Origin of the sequence: Lysinibacillus sp. CNPSo 3705, from assembly GCF_028674935.1 — a bacterium.
Lineage (GTDB): Bacteria > Bacillota > Bacilli > Bacillales_A > Planococcaceae > Lysinibacillus.
This window is the reverse complement of sequence record NZ_JAQZSD010000004.1, coordinates 106,098-125,302: the sequence shown is the minus strand read 5'-3', so window position 1 is coordinate 125,302 and position 19,205 is coordinate 106,098. Positions and strand designations below refer to the sequence as shown.

General features: G+C 36.4%; 14 protein-coding genes. 1 reads left to right on the top strand and 13 read right to left on the bottom strand.

Annotated elements, in window-relative coordinates; genetic code table 11:
* Window positions 1-140: 140 nt before the first annotated feature.
* The 12 genes from PVA17_RS02890 to allW all read right to left on the bottom strand — a co-directional run bounded on the left by PVA17_RS02890 (window position 141) and on the right by allW (window position 15,625).
* A complete protein-coding gene (locus tag PVA17_RS02890) occupies window positions 141-590 on the bottom strand; it encodes a GNAT family N-acetyltransferase (RefSeq protein ID WP_274066825.1) in 450 nt (149 codons plus the stop codon).
* A 739-nt stretch (window positions 591-1,329) separates the two neighbouring features.
* Window positions 1,330-2,028, bottom strand: a complete 699-nt coding sequence (locus PVA17_RS02885; protein ID WP_274066824.1) for a polysaccharide deacetylase family protein — start codon at window positions 2,026-2,028, stop codon at window positions 1,330-1,332.
* Window positions 2,029-2,384: 356 nt separating this feature from the next.
* On the bottom strand, window positions 2,385-3,317 hold the full coding sequence (gene arcC, locus PVA17_RS02880; RefSeq protein ID WP_274066823.1) for a carbamate kinase: 933 nt from the start codon (window positions 3,315-3,317) through the stop codon (window positions 2,385-2,387).
* A 5-nt stretch (window positions 3,318-3,322) separates the two neighbouring features.
* Window positions 3,323-4,093 (bottom strand): oxamate carbamoyltransferase subunit AllH family protein, encoded by a 771-nt coding sequence (locus PVA17_RS02875; RefSeq protein WP_274066822.1) that lies wholly within the window; start codon window positions 4,091-4,093, stop codon window positions 3,323-3,325.
* A complete protein-coding gene (locus tag PVA17_RS02870; RefSeq protein ID WP_274066821.1) occupies window positions 4,090-5,355 on the bottom strand; it encodes a YlbE family protein in 1,266 nt (421 codons plus the stop codon). Before PVA17_RS02870 ends, PVA17_RS02875 begins: the two co-directional genes overlap by 4 nt.
* Complete coding sequence (locus PVA17_RS02865) at window positions 5,355-7,109, bottom strand: acyl-CoA synthetase FdrA (protein ID WP_274066820.1); 1,755 nt, start codon at window positions 7,107-7,109, stop codon at window positions 5,355-5,357. Before PVA17_RS02865 ends, PVA17_RS02870 begins: the two co-directional genes overlap by 1 nt.
* Before the next feature lie 17 nt (window positions 7,110-7,126).
* Window positions 7,127-8,176 (bottom strand): ureidoglycolate dehydrogenase, encoded by a 1,050-nt coding sequence (gene allD, locus PVA17_RS02860; RefSeq protein WP_248715995.1) that lies wholly within the window; start codon window positions 8,174-8,176, stop codon window positions 7,127-7,129.
* A 131-nt stretch (window positions 8,177-8,307) separates the two neighbouring features.
* Window positions 8,308-9,111, bottom strand: coding sequence for a (S)-ureidoglycine aminohydrolase (gene allE, locus PVA17_RS02855; RefSeq protein ID WP_132362148.1), 804 nt, complete (start codon window positions 9,109-9,111; stop codon window positions 8,308-8,310).
* A 27-nt stretch (window positions 9,112-9,138) separates the two neighbouring features.
* Window positions 9,139-10,368 carry an allantoate deiminase gene (gene allC / locus PVA17_RS02850; protein WP_274066819.1) on the bottom strand — a complete coding sequence of 410 codons (1,230 nt, stop codon included), beginning with the start codon at window positions 10,366-10,368 and terminating at the stop codon, window positions 9,139-9,141.
* 362 nt (window positions 10,369-10,730) lie between these two features.
* On the bottom strand, window positions 10,731-12,356 hold the full coding sequence (locus PVA17_RS02845) for a lactate permease LctP family transporter (protein WP_274066818.1): 1,626 nt from the start codon (window positions 12,354-12,356) through the stop codon (window positions 10,731-10,733).
* Between the two features lie 428 nt (window positions 12,357-12,784).
* Complete coding sequence (gene allB, locus PVA17_RS02840) at window positions 12,785-14,164, bottom strand: allantoinase AllB (RefSeq protein ID WP_274066817.1); 1,380 nt, start codon at window positions 14,162-14,164, stop codon at window positions 12,785-12,787.
* A 15-nt stretch (window positions 14,165-14,179) separates the two neighbouring features.
* Window positions 14,180-15,625 carry an allantoin permease gene (gene allW / locus PVA17_RS02835; protein ID WP_274066816.1) on the bottom strand — a complete coding sequence of 482 codons (1,446 nt, stop codon included), beginning with the start codon at window positions 15,623-15,625 and terminating at the stop codon, window positions 14,180-14,182.
* 149 nt (window positions 15,626-15,774) lie between these two features.
* Here allW and PVA17_RS02830 point away from each other — a divergent pair, with 149 nt between their 5' ends.
* A complete protein-coding gene (locus tag PVA17_RS02830) occupies window positions 15,775-17,388 on the top strand; it encodes a PucR family transcriptional regulator (RefSeq protein ID WP_248716000.1) in 1,614 nt (537 codons plus the stop codon).
* A gap of 181 nt (window positions 17,389-17,569) precedes the next feature.
* Here PVA17_RS02830 and PVA17_RS02825 read toward each other — a convergent pair whose 3' ends face one another.
* Window positions 17,570-18,823 carry an MFS transporter gene (locus PVA17_RS02825; RefSeq protein ID WP_132362136.1) on the bottom strand — a complete coding sequence of 418 codons (1,254 nt, stop codon included), beginning with the start codon at window positions 18,821-18,823 and terminating at the stop codon, window positions 17,570-17,572.
* Between the last annotated feature and the right edge of the window lie 382 nt (window positions 18,824-19,205).

Here is a 19,205-nt window from a genome sequence, read left to right as displayed (position 1 = left end):
TTTCTTTTAGACTGTTTTCTAAAAATTTATTAACATAAAAACAGAGTTAATCTACAAAATTATAGAATCAACTCTGTTTTTAATATTTCGTAAATCGAACTAGACTGCCCATTCCTTACAATCATCGTTTAGATTTGCAATTATGTGGATTTCCATTCATATTGAATATCAGCTAAATTTTCTTCATTTTCGTGTCCTCTACCGATGATTGCAAATCCTTGTTTTTCATAAAATCGTTGTGCATTTTCATTTACTTCAAATGTGTGTAATGTTAATCTACCGCTTGATTGTGCTTTTACTTTATCTAGTAATGTATGACCTATACCGATTCCTTGATAATCTATATGAATATAAAGTTGGCTTATTTCCCTTTCATTATAGGCAATCATTCCAACTACTTTTTCATCAATTAACGCTAAATCTATTTGAAACTGCTCAGATAATATATGGTTTAAAAAATAAACGTGACTTTCAAAGCTGTGAATTTCTTTCTGACCAATAGCCTGTTCCTTACTATCTCGCCACATCTCCACTGTTTGTTCAGCGTATTTAAGATTATACTGAGTAATAATCACTTTGTGTTGGTTCACTACAATACCTCCTCAAGTTTTGTTTACTGCTTTCTATATTATTTTCCTGATGTAAGTTCCATGAATAGTACCTGTTGCAGATATTTTAGCATTTATAAAACTTTTGCTAGTTCCTTTCACTACTGCTCCGTTAGTTGAATAGCAAAAAAACAACCTTCTTTTACAATGTTCCTGATGTAACTTACTGACTTCCCTCTTTAGCTCAATTCACCGAAAGGAACACACGTTCTCCACTCCGTGGAATTGGCATTTTTCCTGAAAAATTTAAAAAAAGACAGCGATCTTTGCATTCACACAAGATCATTTTTCGTGTTGAAAGTATAGTGGACACTCACCTCAATCATCCATAGCCTTCTATGAAATTTGTATGTCTCACGTATGTGCTTGCTTTCAGTTTCCTGCTGATTCCGCGATACCACAGACTCATTAACCATCCTTTCTATATCTTCCCGCTTCTGAACCTTCCACCCCAGAGTTCCTACGTATGCCGAGCTTACAATGAAAAAGAGACGCATTTCTTCGCCTCTAACCATTTACCCAAAAGCTGACTATCCTTTTTTATAAAAAGTAGCCCTCGATTTATTGTTTGCCCTAACATCTCTTTTCTTTCGCTACAAGAAGATCTTTTTATTTAAAGGCTGTCGGTGTAAAACATAAATAAAGAAGGGAAATTTCCTAAAGAAGAGTAACAAAAAACAGCGTTAATCCTAGGAAGTAGGCAACTAACTCTGTTTTTATACTATAAATCTTGAAGTTCATTCACCGTGATAAACGTATAACCCTTCTTTGAAAGTTCCTGTAGTATACCTTCAATTGTTTGGAGCGCTTGGCCTGTTTTATCATACATTGGATGCAGCAAGATAATCGAACCAGGTTCAATATTCTCTGTCACATATTTTACTTTGTCAGAAACCGTTGTGTAAAAAGTATCTGGCTCAAGGTTCCAAGTTATAGTTTCCCTTTTATGTTTATTTAAGTAATACGGCAACCCTATCAACTTTTTCCCATTAGGTGGCCGAACATCAATTTCACCTTTGTATCCCGCATTTTGAATCAATTGATCGGTCTTTTCTATTTCATCTTTGTAGTAAGTGGGTGTTTTGAAAATCATCCGCTTATGCGAATAGGTATGATTCCCAATTTGATGTCCTTCTTCTGCAATTTTTCTTGCTTCCTCAGGAAATTTTTCTATTTCTGAACCTATCAGAAAAAAGGTAGCTTTAGCATTGTACTCTTCTAATAGCGATAATATCTGATTTGTGTTATCTGCCGGACCATCATCAAACGTTAAAGCAACCACTTTTTGATGCGTCTCTACTTGTTTGGTTAAACCCCCAAATAACTGATACGTCCTAGAATTCATTAATTTATAAGTGCCTAGTAGGAGAAGGAAAACGAACAGAATCCCTATCCCAATCAATACTAACTTCTTTTTCACAGCAATCCTCTTTCCATATAGGAGTTTTAAATACAGTTTACCATTTTATCAGAAAAGCGTTAGTCCTTCCAAATCGATAGCCACAGCTAAAAATATTCTGTATTCTTTTCCTCGTCAAAAATTCACTTTAGAAAGTCCACCTGAATACTATTCTTCTTTGCATACTTTGCTTTGTTTTGTTTTAATACCAGCATTGTTGTTAAGCGCTATGGATCATATTTGCCGAATAGGAAGATAAAAAAAGAAGCGAAACTATCAAAAAAAGCGCAAGCTATCAATTTAAAATTGATTTCTTGTGCTTTTTAAGGTTTTAACTTGTTATATCCGCCTCCTTGTTTATATAGCTAACAAGAGACTTATTGAATTATACGTGTGCCTGCTTTTCCTTCTAATGCTGCAACCGCTTGATCTAATGAACAAATAATTGCCTCTTTGCCTAGTTTCGCAAATTCGATAGCTGCTTGCATTTTTGGTAACATACTACCTGCTGGGAATTGACCTTCTGCAACGTATTGTTCAGCTTCTTTTATGGTAATTTGGCTTAATTTTTGTTCATTTTCTTTCCCAAAATTAATATAGACATTTGGGACATCCGTTAACATCATGAAAACATCCGCATTCACTTGTTGCGCAAGTTTTAATCCTGAACGATCTTTATCAATGACTGCTTCAATACCATGTAATTGACCACTGTCTTCACGATATACAGGTATACCGCCACCACCAGATGAAATAACAATCGTTTCATCAATTAAACGTTTAATTTCATCTATACCATGAATCACTTGTGGTTCTGGTGAAGGGACAACGCGTCTATATCCTCGACCTGCATCTTCTGCCATAGTAAAGCCTTGTTTTTCTAAACGCTGCGCTTCTTCTTCCGAGAAAAATACACCGATTGGTTTAGTCGGATTTTTAAAAGCTTGATCACCCTTGTCCACTTCAACCATTGTTAGTAATGTAACCACATTTGCATGAATGTCTCGCTCTTTAATATGGTTTTTTAAAGCTGTTTCCATCATATAACCAATGAAACCTTGCGATTCTGCGTTACAAACATGGATTGGTAGTGGTTCGACTACATTTTTAGCAGCTTCGTTTTGGGCAATGATATTGCCCACTTGCGGACCATTGCCATGTGTAATAACAATTTTATGCCCCGCTTCCTTCATTTCTATCATATGACGAGTTGCAGACACTACATTTTTGAATTGATTATCATAAGTTGCTTTTTGTTGAGGCTGTAAAATTGCATTACCGCCCAATGCAATAACTACACTCTTTCCCATTTCTTTCACTCCTTCATTAACGACAAGTAAATGCCATATAACGTATCCATCCCAGATGAAGAGCCAACTTCTATAAGACTTTTCATGCTTTCTAAGGATGGATCGTGCTGTAATGCTGTAATCTTCGAACTAAATACACCATCTAAAGCACATGTTAAAAAGCGCTTACTGACAATGGTCGTTAAAGGTTCCTTGATTAAAGCTTTTAAAGTTTCAAGATGTTTATGTTTTATAAAATTATTTAGAAAATGCCCGTACAATATGCCGACCAGTATATCGTCACCAGTTGGTGTTAAACCTTGTCCACGTCCAATAAAATAACGGAATATCTTCTCAAGATTTTGGCTTGGATCATGTAATCTATCGATCAAGGCCAACACTCGTGCTCGTTCAAAATCTGTTGATTCATAGGATGTAAATGAAATGCATTCGAAATTTTCTTTTAGTCTATTGATATTTGCCTGATCAAAATCCATATATAACGGTAGTATCTTTACATTAAACACCAGTTCAAAACAGGTATGAAAGAGTCGATTAGTGTGAAATGTTAATGTATCGCCCACTCTTATATAGGACTTTATCGTTTGTTTAGTTTGATGATCAAGCAAGATGCCGAATGGAAATGTCCCATTTTCGTCGGTACCAGCAAATAGCAATTCGCCATGTCGATCAACCATATTCAAACCTTTTTCAAAAATACTGTGCACGGTAAAGGTGTTTCCTTCATTCAATACTTCAAGTGCGATTGGACCAACCGCACTTGCTTGTAAAATCATCCTTTAAAACCTAACTTTTCAGCATATGCTGTGATGGCTTTCTCAAAACATTCGATTGGCGGGTGTACCGTACCGGCACCAATTTGTCCATAGCCCGCAATTTTATGGGCAATCCCTGTATTGATGACAGGTGTTATTCCTGTTTCAACAACTTTCCGTGCATCGATGCCTAAACATGCGCCTTTGAAGTCCCATGTTGGAATGACATAGTTCGGGTTTTCGCCGATACAAATTTCAGTCATTTGATTACTTATTTCAAGCGCATCATTAAATCCTCCTGTACCAACGAAGCGTGTAACTGCAGGTGCCGCAATCATCGCCATACCGCCAACACCAATTGTTTCTGTAATCGCTGAATCGCCAATATCTGTGTTGGCATCTTCTGCTGAATAACCAGTGAAGTATAATCCTTGCGGGGTATTAACAGGACCAGTAAACCATTCGTCTCCCATACCCGCAATACGGATACCAAAGTTTTCACCGTTACGGCACATTGCGGTAACAACTGTACCGTGTTCGATAGTACGTGCTGCATCCATGATTGCTTTACCAGTCGCCATAGCAATATTTAAGAAAAATTGGTCTGTGTCAGCTAAAAATTGGATTACTTCTGTACGTTGTTCTTTTTCAACGTCTTCTAGTGATGCAATGACAGGCGATAGTTCTTTTAAAAATGCAAGTGAAGCTGCAATATTACGCTGGTGGAACTCATCACCCATTGCAATAGCTTTAGCAATCAATACGTTGACATTCAAGCCTTCATTAAATGTTTTTAAGGCTTTACTTAATACAGGACCTAGCACATCTTTCATCCAGTGTAAACGATTGATGACTTGCTCATTGTAGGCGCCAAAGCGTAAAACGGCTCCAATGCCTTCGTTCATTTGACAGTACGCTTCGTTACCGCTTTCTTTGTTTACAACAACGAGTACTGGCATGTTAGGTGACGTGATACCACCCATTGGTCCAACAGCATTCACATGGTGACATGGAATGAATGTGATCTTATCGTTTTCCAGTAATTCACGTGCATTCTTTTCGTCTTCTGCCCATCCTTCAAAAAGGATTGCGCCAACACAGGAACCTTGCATAGGATCTGTCATATTTTCATATTTAATAGGAGGCCCAGCGTGTAATAACACATAGTCTTCTAGTTCAGGAATCACAGATTTCGCAGGTACAACATCCGTTAAGAATGGTGCTGCTGCTATGATCTTCTGAATAACGGCTTCGTTCGCTTCATTTATTGTTTTGTAACCCATTAGATTGTACCTCCTTCATAATAGTTTAAGAATTGAAGTACTTTCATTAACTTCTCATCGCCACCGGCAATTGGACGCCAGTTAAATTGAACACATTCGGAGCCACTGTTTTGAAGAGCTTCCGTAAAGCTTTTTAGCCCAATATTGATGACACTTGGTTTCATATTAATGAAGGACATAATTTTCTCATCGACTGCCAAGTTTTCTTCTGTATAATCAAATTTTTGTACATCAACGATTGGTTGTTCCACTGTACCGCCTACAAGTTGGATAGCTGTTCGAACCATTTGATCGTTTGTCTTACAAATAATTGCACCACTCTCTTTTAAAATCTCAATTTGTTTATCATAACCTTGGATGTCCTGTGCTGTACCAACAACTGTTGCAAGTACTGCAAGTTGACGACCATCTTGACGTGCACTGTCCAAAATACGTTTGATTGTTGGTGCTAGTTCACTAGCCATATCTTCATGACCGCCGTTACCAATCACGTTATCAATCATAATGACTGCTGTTCCAGGGTCGTCCATAGATTTTTCAAGCATTTCGATACGTTTTTCAGGATCAATCATCGGGTGTGGTTTACCTTTTGTATATACATCATCACCTAAATCAATGATTTCATGATTGTTTGTTTTTAAAACATAGCTTTCACTTTTCTCTTTAGTCATTGTATCTTTGAAAGCATCTCTCACTAACATCGCTGCTTCAGATGCTAATGTACCGCCTGAATAATAACCTTTAATACCAACTTGTGATTCTTTTAATACAACGTTTACATCAGCTGTTGTCGGTTCAAAATTTGGTTTGTCACCGTTTGATAATTGGACAGCTACAACCGCTGCTTCTTCAAGTGTATAAGCATGATAGATGTTCTCTTCTTGGTAAGAAGGTTTGTCCCCTAAAAATAACGTTACAACTGGTTTGTTAATATTTCTTAATAGGTTTAATACTTTGCGCTGTACTTCCTCTGCAGGTGGTTTAGAAATCACGGTAATGACTTTTACTTTCGGATCTTGGTTTAACGCTTTGATGCTATCTAACATCGTGATCGCACCAACTTCCGTTGATAGATCACGTCCACCTGTACCAAGTGCGTTTGTCACACCTTTTCCATAACGGTCAATAATTGTTGTTACTTCTTGGATCCCTGTACCTGATGCACCAACAATACCAATATCGCCTTCGTTTACGTTATTGGTAAAGGCAAGAGGTACGCCGTGAATAAGTGCAGTACCACAGTCTGGACCCATCACTAATAACCCTTTTTCATGCGCTTTTTGTTTCAATTTCACTTCGTCTTCTTTAGAAACATTGTCACTGAACATGAACACATGTAAGCCTTCGTTCAACGCGTTTTCCGCTTCCATCGCTGCATATTGACCAGGAATTGAAATTAATGCTAAGTTCGGATTGTTCGCAAGCTCCATTGCACGTTTCCAGTTGTGAGCTTCTTGATCTTTAGACGTATTTTGTGAATCCGAATCACCTTTTAAAGCAATTTCTACTTCTTCTTTCACTTCGTCTACTTTTTCTTCTTGCTCTGTATCTACAACGATAACGATATCATTTGGCTTTGCTTTTTCTAATTCATCCGTGCCTAAGCCAGAAGATTTAAAAATGTCTTTGTTCGCTGGTGTTCCCATCATGATCGATACTTTGTTTACACCATCAATTGCAGACAACTTGTTGGATAAAAGCATTAACACGATGGAGTCTTTATAAGTGTTTTCTTTTATAATTGTGTATAACATGATGATCCTCCAATTTATTATTCTGCAAATCTATTTTTTCCGTGATAACGATCGTAATGAACGTCGTCTGACACAAGGTAGTTGTAAATATCGTCTACGATTTCAATACCTTCCTTATCATATTCCTGACTTCTTAATATACCGCGTTCACCTGGATAATAAATTTCTCCATAGCCCTCTGCGGCTGGCTGTGTTTTTAATTCATTGAGCATTGTTGTAATTTGTAGTTTGAAAGCATCTAAATCTGTGAAATAGGCAGGGTTAATCACGATATGAAGTTGACCTAAATCACGCCCTTTTGTTAAGTCCTGATACATGGAAGACACATGTATACCATGTGGGACTCCAAGAAGGCTACCTGATAAAATATCCACCATCATCATTAATCCATACCCTTTTGGACCTGAAATCGGTAAGAGTGCATGAACATCTCTTGCATTCGTAGTTGGTGCACCAGTTGCATCTACTGCCCATGTATCTGGAATCGATTCATTTTTACTTCTTGCGTCTAAGATTTTGCCCCATGCTTGGACAGTTGTCGCCATATCGAATGTGATGATACGATCATCAGCGGATGGTGCACTAAAGGCAATTGGATTTGTACCAAAGTAAGGCTCAGTTCCTCCAAATGGCACGACCATTGGATCTGATTGACACATACTTAAGGCAACCATATCTTGCTCCGCCGCCATTTCAACAAAGTAACCTAATGCACCACTATGCGAAATATGTTTCATACCAACAACGGCAATACCCGATTTTTTTGCCATTTCAATTGCTTTTTCCATCGCTTGTTTTGCAACTTGGTGACCTGGACCATTATCTCCATTAAAGACCGCAGATGCTGGACCTGTTTGTTCAAATGTATAGTTTGGATTTGCTGTTATGCCACCTTTTGCAATGCGTTCAGAATAGTATTCAACACGTACGGCACCATGGGAGTGAATGCCTCTATGATCGGCGTATGTTAATACATCTGCAACATCATGTGCCGCTCCTTCATTTAATCCCGCTTTCATAAACTTTTGCTTCATTAAATTAAATAGCTCTTCTCTAGATACACGCATCTTTTTTACTCCTTATATAATTAATATTTTGTGTCAGATTCTAAATAATTTAGAATGTATGTTTGAATATCTTTTGTAACAAAGATGCCTAATTTATCTTTGGATAACTATCGGAGATCCTATACTCACTTTTATAAATCAATATCTCTGTTTGCATCTTTAGAATAAATGTATGAGAATGGTTCATCTAAACCGATTGCATAGGTAGCTTGCGGTACATAAGCACCCATAAAGATATAGTCACCTTTATCAACTGGCATCCATTCGTTATCTAAGTTGTACATGCCTCGTCCACTTAAAACATAAGCGCCATGTTCTTGAACGTGTGTTTCAATGTAACCATGTGAAGCACCTGGCTTGAACGAAAGAATATGAATGTTCATGTCATATCCAATTTCTTTTGGTAATAAGTCTTGAATTAATACTTCTTTCATACCTTCATATGCCTCTTGTTCGATGTCGTTCACATTCCCTGTAACGACTTCTGGAGTATACCCTTTAAGAGGTTGTCCTTTAAGAGGTTGATAACGTTTTTTGTATAAGAATAAGCGGCTATCTTCACCGTTATTATTATTTTCAAACGTCAACTGTAAGTGTGGGGGTACATATAAATACCCACCTTCTGTTAATTCGTATCTTTTACCATCTGCAAAAGCATTGATTTTGCCATAAACTACGTATACAAATGATTGAATACCATCACCAGCGAAACCAGCTTTGTTTCCACCTTGGTTTTTTACTGTTACTAAATAATCTACAAATCTTGCACCTAAACGTGGAGATCCTAAGATTGTTACATCACAATCTTTAAAGCCAGGTACAACATTATTAACTAGGCCGTCTGGTGTGATTACCGCGTAATTGTCTTTCTTAATGACAGAACGTGTTTCTAATAAACCTTCTCTGTATCCTTGAACTTGATTTAAGTAACCCATAAGTATCTGGCTCCTTTTTCTTTATTTTTATTCTTTATATGCTAGTTCATAAAGTACATCGCTTAATACTTCAATACCTTTAACAAGATCTTCTATCTTCGTCTCTTCACTAATGTTGTGACTAATTCCACCAATAGAAGGTACAAACAACATCGCCGTTGGAACATATTGAGCAAAAATTTGTGAGTCATGTCCTGCACCCGATGGCATCACTTTATATTGATCACCTACATTATTCTTTGCTGCTTGTTCAATGATTTGAACGATTTCTTTGTCCATCAATGTTGGTGCCTCATCCATCCATAAATTAATATCATACGTCATGCTATTTGCTTCAGCGACTAATTTAATTTTGTCTTCGATTTCTGCTGCAAAATCATTTAATAGTTGCTGATCAACATGACGACAATCTATTGAGAACGTAATTTCACCAGGAACTACATTTACTGTGTTTGGTACAAGTGTGACATGACCGAACGTTAACACAAGTGGTTCCCCAATTTCTCTAGCACGTTTTGTTAAGTCCGAAACAATTTCACTATAGGCAACAACTGTATCACGACGTAATGACATGGGCGTAGTGCCAGCGTGGTTTGCTTCACCTTTTAAATTGATCGTGAAGCGTTTTTGACCGACGATTCCATTGACAACACCGATTGTTTTATGTTCTGTCTCTAACACTTTACCTTGTTCAATATGAATTTCAACAAATGCTTTGATGTCATTACGAACGTCAGTCGTTTTCCGATAATCAAAACCTGATTTACGCATCGCATCTTCGAACTTAATACCCTCAGCATCTTCAATTGTGTCAACATCCGATTTTTTTGCTAAGTTAAAGAAGTTTTTGCTACCCCAAAATGTGTAAGGGAATCGACTACCTTCTTCTTCTGCAAGCGATAATACTTCTAATGATCGTAGTGGTTGACCATATTTTTCTTTTAAATATTTCACAGCAACAAGTGCAGATAAGATACCGAATTGACCATCCAGATGCCCACCTTCAACAACTGTGTCGATGTGTGATCCTGTCAAAATTGTTTCTTTTGGATATTTACTTCCAACAAGACGCCCAGATAAGTTCCCGATGTCGTCAAAGCTTGCTTCTAATCCTTCTTCTTTGAATGTTTTTTCCAGCTCACGAACCGCATCATTCCATTCTTGAGAATATAAAAGGCGTGTAATTCCACCTTGTTCTAAGCCCCCAAAACCTGTGAATTTCTTATCTAAAGCTTCAAACGTTAATTGAATATCCATTACTCTTTCACTCCTTCCTCTAATACACTTTTATTATAGGACCATACTCACAACCATTCATTGACAGAACAAACAATTATGGAAGCTCTTTTTATGCACTATCAACAAATATATGTTGGATAAAGGTTCAAAAGTTGGATTAGAGGTAAACGCCGAGCACGAAAAATGAATACAGTTAGCTATCGATTATGTATAGGCTACTAAGTAGTCGTACGTACGGAGCAAGTTCCAGCTTTTTTTATACAACTCCATCAGCATTCAAAAATAGCTGAAGGAAGCGAATTTATCTTTATTAAAAAAATACCGCATAGTAAATCAATGTGAAAACTCTGATTTACCATGCGGTTTAGTTCATTTTTTAATTATTTTAAGATAAATGATAAGCCAAATGTCATGATACATATGAGAAGTAGCAAACCTAAGCTGTACCGTAATGTATATTGGAAGATTTTTGACTCGTTCCCAGTCTCATTAACGGCTGCTGCTGCAATAGCGATAGATTGTGGTGAAATCAATTTTGCCACGCTACCTCCAGCTGTATTGGCTGCCATTAACAAAGATGGTGATATACCGACTTGCGTCCCAGTAACCACCTGTAAGCTACCAAATAACGCGTTATTATTAACAACAGATCCAGTGAGAAAGACACCAATCCATCCTAATACTGGACTTACAAATGGAAAGAAGTCACCCGTTTTTGCAAGTGCAAGTCCCAAAGAAGTACTAAGACCCGAGAAGTCCGAGAGATTTGCAAAAGCCATTACAAGAACGATCGTAAAAATTGGTAACCACAATTCTTTAATGGTGCCACCGAGCAAATTAACGGTTTGATTTATGTTTAACGCAGGAAATAGAATACTTGTTAAAATAATTGTCACTAGAATCGCTGTTCCTGTTGCTGAAACAAAGTTAAGATTTAAGATTGCTGGCATAGGTATTTCTTCGGTTACTATTGGCGGTGTACGCATGACTTGATCATGTAATCCTGGGATTTTCAAGGCAACGTTAGTAAAATTAAGTGCACCATCTGCTGCAAATAAATTTTTAAATGTAGGGAGGCTCCAAATGGCTATAACACCAGTAAGTAAATAAAATGGTGACCATGCTACCATGATTTCTCTCATAGAGTAGTTTTTTATATTTCCAGTTGCTTCTACACCAGGCTCATGATAAATCGTTTTAGGCTGCCATCTTCTTAAAAATACTGCCAAAATTATCATACTAGCTAAAGAAGGGATAATATTCGCAAGCTCCGGCCCGATAACAGTAATCGTTAGTAATTGAAGTACCGAAAATGCGCCACTGACGATTAAAATAGCTGGGAATATTTCTTTTATTCCTTTGAGCCCATCTAGAATAAAGATGAGGATAAACGGAACGAGAAATGAAATTAACGGTAACATAAATGCTGTCATTCTAGAAAGATCTAAAATTTCCATTCCACCTACTTGAGCACCTGTAATAACTGGAATTCCAACTGTACCGAATGCACCTGTAGAGGCATTAGCAATTAGGCAAAGTCCAGCAGCTTTAATTGGTTTAAAACCAAGAGTCACAAGTAATGCTGCACAAATAGCGATTGGGACACCTAATCCTGCTGCGCCTTCTAAGAAAGCGTTAAAGCAAAAGCCAATTAGCAATAATTGAAGACGTTGATCCTCTGTAATACTAGCAATACTACCACGTACTGTTTCAAATTTTCCGGCTTTAACTGAAATCTTGTACAACCAAACAGCCATAATAACGATATATCCGATTGGCCATAACGCTTTGCCTGTACCGAGAAGAATTGCCCCTAAGGCTTTCGTAATGGGCATTCCGAAGAATCCGACGGTAATAATAAGGGTAAGGCCTAATGTTAATGCTGCTGCATAAACCCCTTTTAATTTAAAGACTGTTAAACTTAGTAGAAATAGAAGAATGGGAAGGAAGGCTATGATTCCACTCACTATTTCGTTTCCAAGTGGATCGTATTGTTGAAACCACATCGTTGTCACTTCTTTCTAAGTAGTTTATTTCTTTAAAATTTGAATTGAGCTAAACTAATTTGATTGTAGATATCCATTTATGCTTAAACACGATAGACGAGTTTTTTGTTCTTCTTCGTTCATACATCGCAATTCCATAAGTATTGCACCTTTTTTCAGAGTAATAGGTATGAAACATTATATACTTATAAAGATCTTTTTAAGGTCCTCTACGTTATTTACGATGCTCCGCTCCAAGTATATTTAAAGCGCAACAGGACCTATTTTCTACTACTCTAAAGAGTAAGTACTTTATGCCATGTCCAAAACAATATAAACATAGATATTTAAAAGTATTCTCCCAGAATGTAGCAAGTGTTGTTCCACGTCCAATGGCATGATGTAGTAAGTCTATTTCATTCAATATCGCTTGTTTGGATAAATCACGGCTAATTATCTATTGCTTGAGAGATAAATCGACCTACTTTCTCATCTGCAATTCCTTTATCTTTGTCATAGATTTCAACACCGCGAAGGATTGTTTTCACTATCTGTGCTCCGATTTTGCGCCCAACATAAGGACTAATTTTGTGTCGGTATGCTAAGTCCTCGGCTTTTAATTCATAAGGTGCATCTTTTTTAATAAATACGAAGTCTGCATCTTTCCCTACTGTGATGCTACCTTTTTGTTCTAGATTAAAACGTCTCGCAGGGTTTGTAGCAATAATCGCTGCAAATTGAGCTAATGGCATGTTTCGTTTTTGTACACCTTCATCGAATAATATGTCTACGTTATTTTGTACACCTGCGATACCTCCCCAAGCCTCAAAGGCATTGTCCTTATCTTTCAAGTCTGGTGTACATGGTGAATGATCTGATGTTACGAATGAAATATCCCCATTAAGTACACGATTCCACATACCTTCCAAGCGAGATTGTTCACGGATTGGCGGCGAACATTTTACAACTGGACCGATAGTATCTAATTCTTCTTTATAGAAATATAGATAGTGTGTACATGTTTCGCATGTAATATCGACACCTTCTTGCTGCGCTTTCACAATTTCATCTATACCTTCCTCACAAGCTACATGAACGATGTGCACGCGACAACCGGTTTCTTTAGCAAAGAGGATTATTTTTCGAATTGGTTCCACTTCTGTAAATACAGGTCGTGAATCTACATAAGCACGTAATGATGTTTCGCCATTTTTATATGCTAATTCGCCTAGCCTATCAGTAATTTCAGCATTTTCAGCGTGAATAGATAAGATTTTACCTGTCTTCGCAATTTGTTTCATACCTTCGTAAAGTGTATAGTCATCCACGTTCATGAAATCACCTTCTATAGAACGGTCACCACAGGTCGCTACAAAACATTTATAGGCAACGACACCATTGTTATCTAATTCTTGAATACCACCGTCTAAGTTAAATGGCACTAATCCACCATAGCTGGCAACATCTACGGATAATTTTCCGTCTCCAGCTGTAAATTTTTCTTTAATAGATGAGCCATTAATAGTTGCGGGTATTTGGTTTAATGGCATTTCGATAATTGTTGTTACCCCACCTTTTGCACATGCCCGTGTACCTGTATCATAACCTTCCCATTCATCGCGATAGCCTCCTCCTGGTTCCGTGATATGTACGTGTGCATCTACCATGCCTGGAGATACGATCAAGCCTTGTGCATCAATAATTTGTGCATCTTCACCTAAATCTTTACCAATTGCGGCGATTTTACCATTTTTTATGCCTATTTCGACTTCTTGCTCACCATTTTCTAGAATAACTAATCCACTTTTAATAATTAAATCGAATTGCATGAGAATCATCCTCCTCTATTTTTTTAAAACGTTTAATAATAAAAGTAAAATACCTGCTGTGAAAAATCCGATAAACCACGAAAAGTCCAAAATGACATGGAACCTCGGTATAAAACCTAATAGAGATATGAATACTCCAACGATTGTCGCAATATAAGCTTGTATATTGATTCTCACCTTTGGTCGTTCGTTGCTAGTACTATCAAAATATAATTCATCGATATTGATCCTACACTTTGAAATGAAGTAGAACTTTACAATCATCACACCAGCAACCGGACCAAGAATGGCACCGATCATATTTAAAAACATGAAGATACTTTCACTATTCTCCATCATCTTCCATGGCATAGTGATAATGCTTGCAATCGATGCAATCCATACTCCACGCCGATAATTTATATACTTCGGAAATAACGCACTTATTTGATAGGCCGCTGGAATAATATTACTAGTTGCATTTGTAGAAATTGTTGTCATAAGAAGTACACCTGTAGCAAAGAAGATGGCCCATACACTATCCCATTGATTGATAATATTTAGTATATTCCACTCTTGTTGACCAAAATAAATGGACCCACCAATTAAAATTGTTACACTTGAAAATGCAAACAAAATATGTGCAACAACAATACCAGAAACTTGTCCGAAAATTTGTGCTCTTGTTGATTTCGCATTTTGTGTGAAATCAGAAACGCTTGCCCCTGGAGCAGCCCAAACACCAAGTAATGAGTTAAACACTAAGATAAACGCTAAAATGGTTTGATATAAGATACTACCCTCCGAACTCAGTTCATAGCTCAAAATTTTATTGAGTCCACCACCAACTTTAATGCCCCAGATTGCCATTCCACCAAAAACTATATAAATCATTGGGTTTAAAATAGCAGTAAATTTATTTAAGGTTCCTCCGCCGCCAATACCAATGGCAAAGTTAATTACCCAGAATAACAAGAAAGCGATTAATCCGGGAATAGTAATACCTAAAATTGTAGTACCATCTCCAATGTCATTGAATCCCGGAAAAATTTTATTCATTAGAATCAATAAAGCTTGTGAGCCAGCAAATGTTTGTAAACCAAACCAAGCAATGCCGGCTACAACACCACGTAATACACCTGGTAATTTAGCACCTATATCACCATATGTATGCCTTAAGTGCATGGCGAATGGGATACCATATTTTGAGCCTGCGTAACCGTTTACAACAAGTAGTAAGGCAATTAAAAATGAGCTTATAACAAGTGATAACATCACTTGAAATGGTGATAAACCTAATAATAAGAAGCCACCGACAGCTGTATAATTAGGAATGTTATGCACTGCCCCCATCCACAGTGTAAAAAAGTTAAATGCGGATGAATTTCTTTGTTCAGGCAACTTTGGCATGATATCCTTGTTGTAACCGCGCTTTTCAAAAAATGAAGGATGTCGTTGGATATCCTGACCTTTTTTTAGCATAATGATTCTCCTTTATGATTAATAAAGGATTATACGTATAATAACCTTCAAAAATAGTATACAATCAGTGTGATAGGTTATCTTTGTAACATCATACATATTTAATTTTTATTTTGGCTTTTTCAAACAAAGATTAGGAGAGAGTTCTTATGACAACATTAAAAGAAATAATGTCTGTACAACAATTTTCAGATTTAACATTGTTAAATGATAAAGGCGATTTAGAGAGAGTGGTAGAAATGGTCGATATTACAGAGACACCTGATATCAAAGACTTTACTGCACAACACTCATTTATCGTAACAACTGGTATGTGTTATCAAGACAATCAATCTGGATTAATTGATCTCATTAGAGAATTAAATGATATACAAGTTGCAGGCATAGGTATCAAGCTTTCCCGATTTTTAAAAAAATTAGATGATGAAGTCATAGAATTTGCAAACGAATTAAAATTTCCAGTTATTAGCATTCCTGATAGTTGGAATCTAGGATCGATTACTCATCACATCTCGTCATATATTTTAGATGAAGAAACTGAAAAATTATATTTTGCATTAGACATCCAACAAGAATTAAATACGATGCTTATGAGAGGGTTAAGTTTGGAAATGATGATTGAACGGATGAGTAGACTCCTCAGAGTTCCAGTGATGCTATTAAATCCTCTTTATCAAATTAAATCAATGAGCCATCACTTCAATCAACACCCTGAAAATGTTCAAAAAAATCTTAATTATTTTAAAAGATGTTTAAATTCCAAGCATATTACGCCTAATAATAGAGAAGCTTTCCAGGAAGAACATATTATATTTGAGGTTCCTGCATTTAAATATTTTCCTTATTATCTTATGGTTTCAAACGTCAATACGCTCAATTATCCATTTAGTTTGCTAGCTATAGAACAGGCTGTAAACACTCTCAGTCTTGCAATCTATAAAAATAGTAAAATTAAGGAAGCGGAACAACAGGATGTGGACAGATTTTTTGAATCACTCATGTCTGAACACCCTGATAACCTTATTTCTGTCAAGCAGCACCCTGAGTTTTTAAAAAAGCATCATATCCAACCATCAAATTACTATCAAGTAATAATTTGTGCGATCGATAAAGAACAAGATGTAGAAAATAATATCTATTTGAATGAGCGGTATCAAATGACTTTTGAATGGCTAACGCATAAGTTAATTGACATTGATCCCACTATCAGTATATATACGTCTCCAGGTAAGCATCGCTTTACGATACTTTTACAAACGAGACATCAATATTACTTAGATTACTGCAAATATCTCAATAAAGAGTATCAAAAGTTTTTTAATAATTCATTATCATTTGGTATTGGTAATGAAGTCTCTGAATTCTCACAGTTACCACTATCTTATTTCGAAGCAAATGAAGCTTTTGATAATAAGTTTGAAAATGGTGAAGTAGGATTTATAGAACTTTATAAATCCAAAAGTGTAGAAGAATTATTACAACTCATACCAGCCAACAAATTAAAACCGTTTATCACGTACACATTAGGTTCATTAGCCTATCCGAAAACAACGAAGGAAAAAGAACTAAAACATACTTTAAAAGTATATTTGGCAAACCATTGCGACCTCACAAAGACTTCAGAAGATATCTTTATTCATCGTAATACAGTAAAATATCGTATTAAAAAATGCGAAGAAATTTTAGGTCAGTCTGTCGAAGCTTCCGAAGCTTCCTTGGATATTAGATTAGCTTTATTTGCATCAGAAAAAATTACATTTTAAAAAATCCCGCTAAAAAGCTATTTTGCATGCTTTTTAGCGGGATTTTTTAAGTGAAGAAAATGGAAATGTGTTCTATTACCTATAACAGTTAAAAATGAATAAAATATTCCTGATTTAAATATATAAAAAAGCAGACCATCAGTGGAAGATGTAGAAAATCTCCACTGATGGAAGCCTTGTTTTATTCTTGAGTTACAGAAGTTAGGGGCTGTTTTTTTTCACTTAACATAACTACAAGGAAAAATAATATCGCTGCTGCTGCAAGAAGGATTGCTGCAATATAGAATGCTAATACCTTCGAGCCAGTAATGTCACCAATATAACCAGTAAGCGTTGGCGCAACAACCGATGAAGTCATACCAAAGAAGTTAAAGAAACCTAATGCTTTAGCAACTGTATTTGAAGATACTGAATCAGTTACATACGTGATTAATACTGGATCAATTGCAAGTTTGCCTAGTAAACCATATAAGATTAGTGCAACATAAAGTACTGTTGGGTTAGGGGAAAATACTGTTAGACTAATTGTTAGCGCTGCACCAATTAACAAGAAGAAAATTAATTTCAGTCGCATATGTGCATTTTTATCAATATATTTAGAAAAAATCAGTGCACCCGGTACTGCTGAGATTGCAACTAAAGCAGCTACATAGCCTACTGAACCTTGTTCGAATCCTTTTTCTGTGACAAGGAATGACGGTAACCATGTTACAATCATGTAATAACCATAACATGTTGCAAAATAGACAAAATAGACAACTAATTGTTTTGGTGAGAATAAATTGACTTTAGAATCTGTATGTTGTGTTGTTTTCTTATCTTCTGTTAGTTCTTCTGTAGCTAATTTTTTGTCTTGTTTAACAAATAAAGCAAACACAAATGTTACAGCTAAAATGAGGATTGATATAATATAAAGTAAGAAATTCCATTTAATTTCAAGACCACCTACTAATACAGATGAGCCTATTAAACCAATAACCATCCCTAACGCTGAACCACTGTTTATGATTGCATTAGAAAAACTTTTCTTATCTTTTGGCATATATTTAGCTGATAAGGAGAAAGCTGCACCGTAGTATGAGCCAGTCGAAAGACCTGCCAATAAGGCACCGATGTACACTTGCGTGATTGACGAGCTTGTTCCAATGACGAATGCTGCTAATGAGAAAATGATGAATGCAGGGATTAATACTCGTTTTTGACCAAATTTATCAACGAGTATTCCTGATGGAATTTGCATACCTGTATAGGCAAAGAAATAGATTGAAGCAATAAGTCCTACTTGAGTATCGCTTATATTCCCTAGCGATTCTTGAATTTGCGGATATATTGGCGTAAGTATTGTGCGATAAATCCAAATAACTACCCAACCTAAACACAGTGCAACAATTATTTTTTTGTAATAATTCGGGTCATTTTTAACTGTTTGTCCCATAATACGACACTCCCATTTTTCGTTTTTTTTACTTATGTAGTGCTTAATTAAATTTTAGGGTATGAGTACGTAAATAACATTGTTCACTTTTAACAAAAACAGAACCAACATTGCACATTTCAGACAAAAAACTTATGCTTGAAATTTTTATGAAGTATGACTTATGGTATTCTCACTTGCCGATTTTTGCGTAGTGCTTTTGTATCTTCGCAAACTCTTCGGACAGTATGGAAGGCTCAAGTAAATCAAAAAACAAGCCCGACTACCCTATAGGTAATCGGACCGACCATAATCTACAGTGCAACAGCTCTGCTTTGTAAAATAAAATTTTGCTAAAGGTGTGACAATCCTTAGTGCTGGCACGAAAGATTCCTCCTTGTAG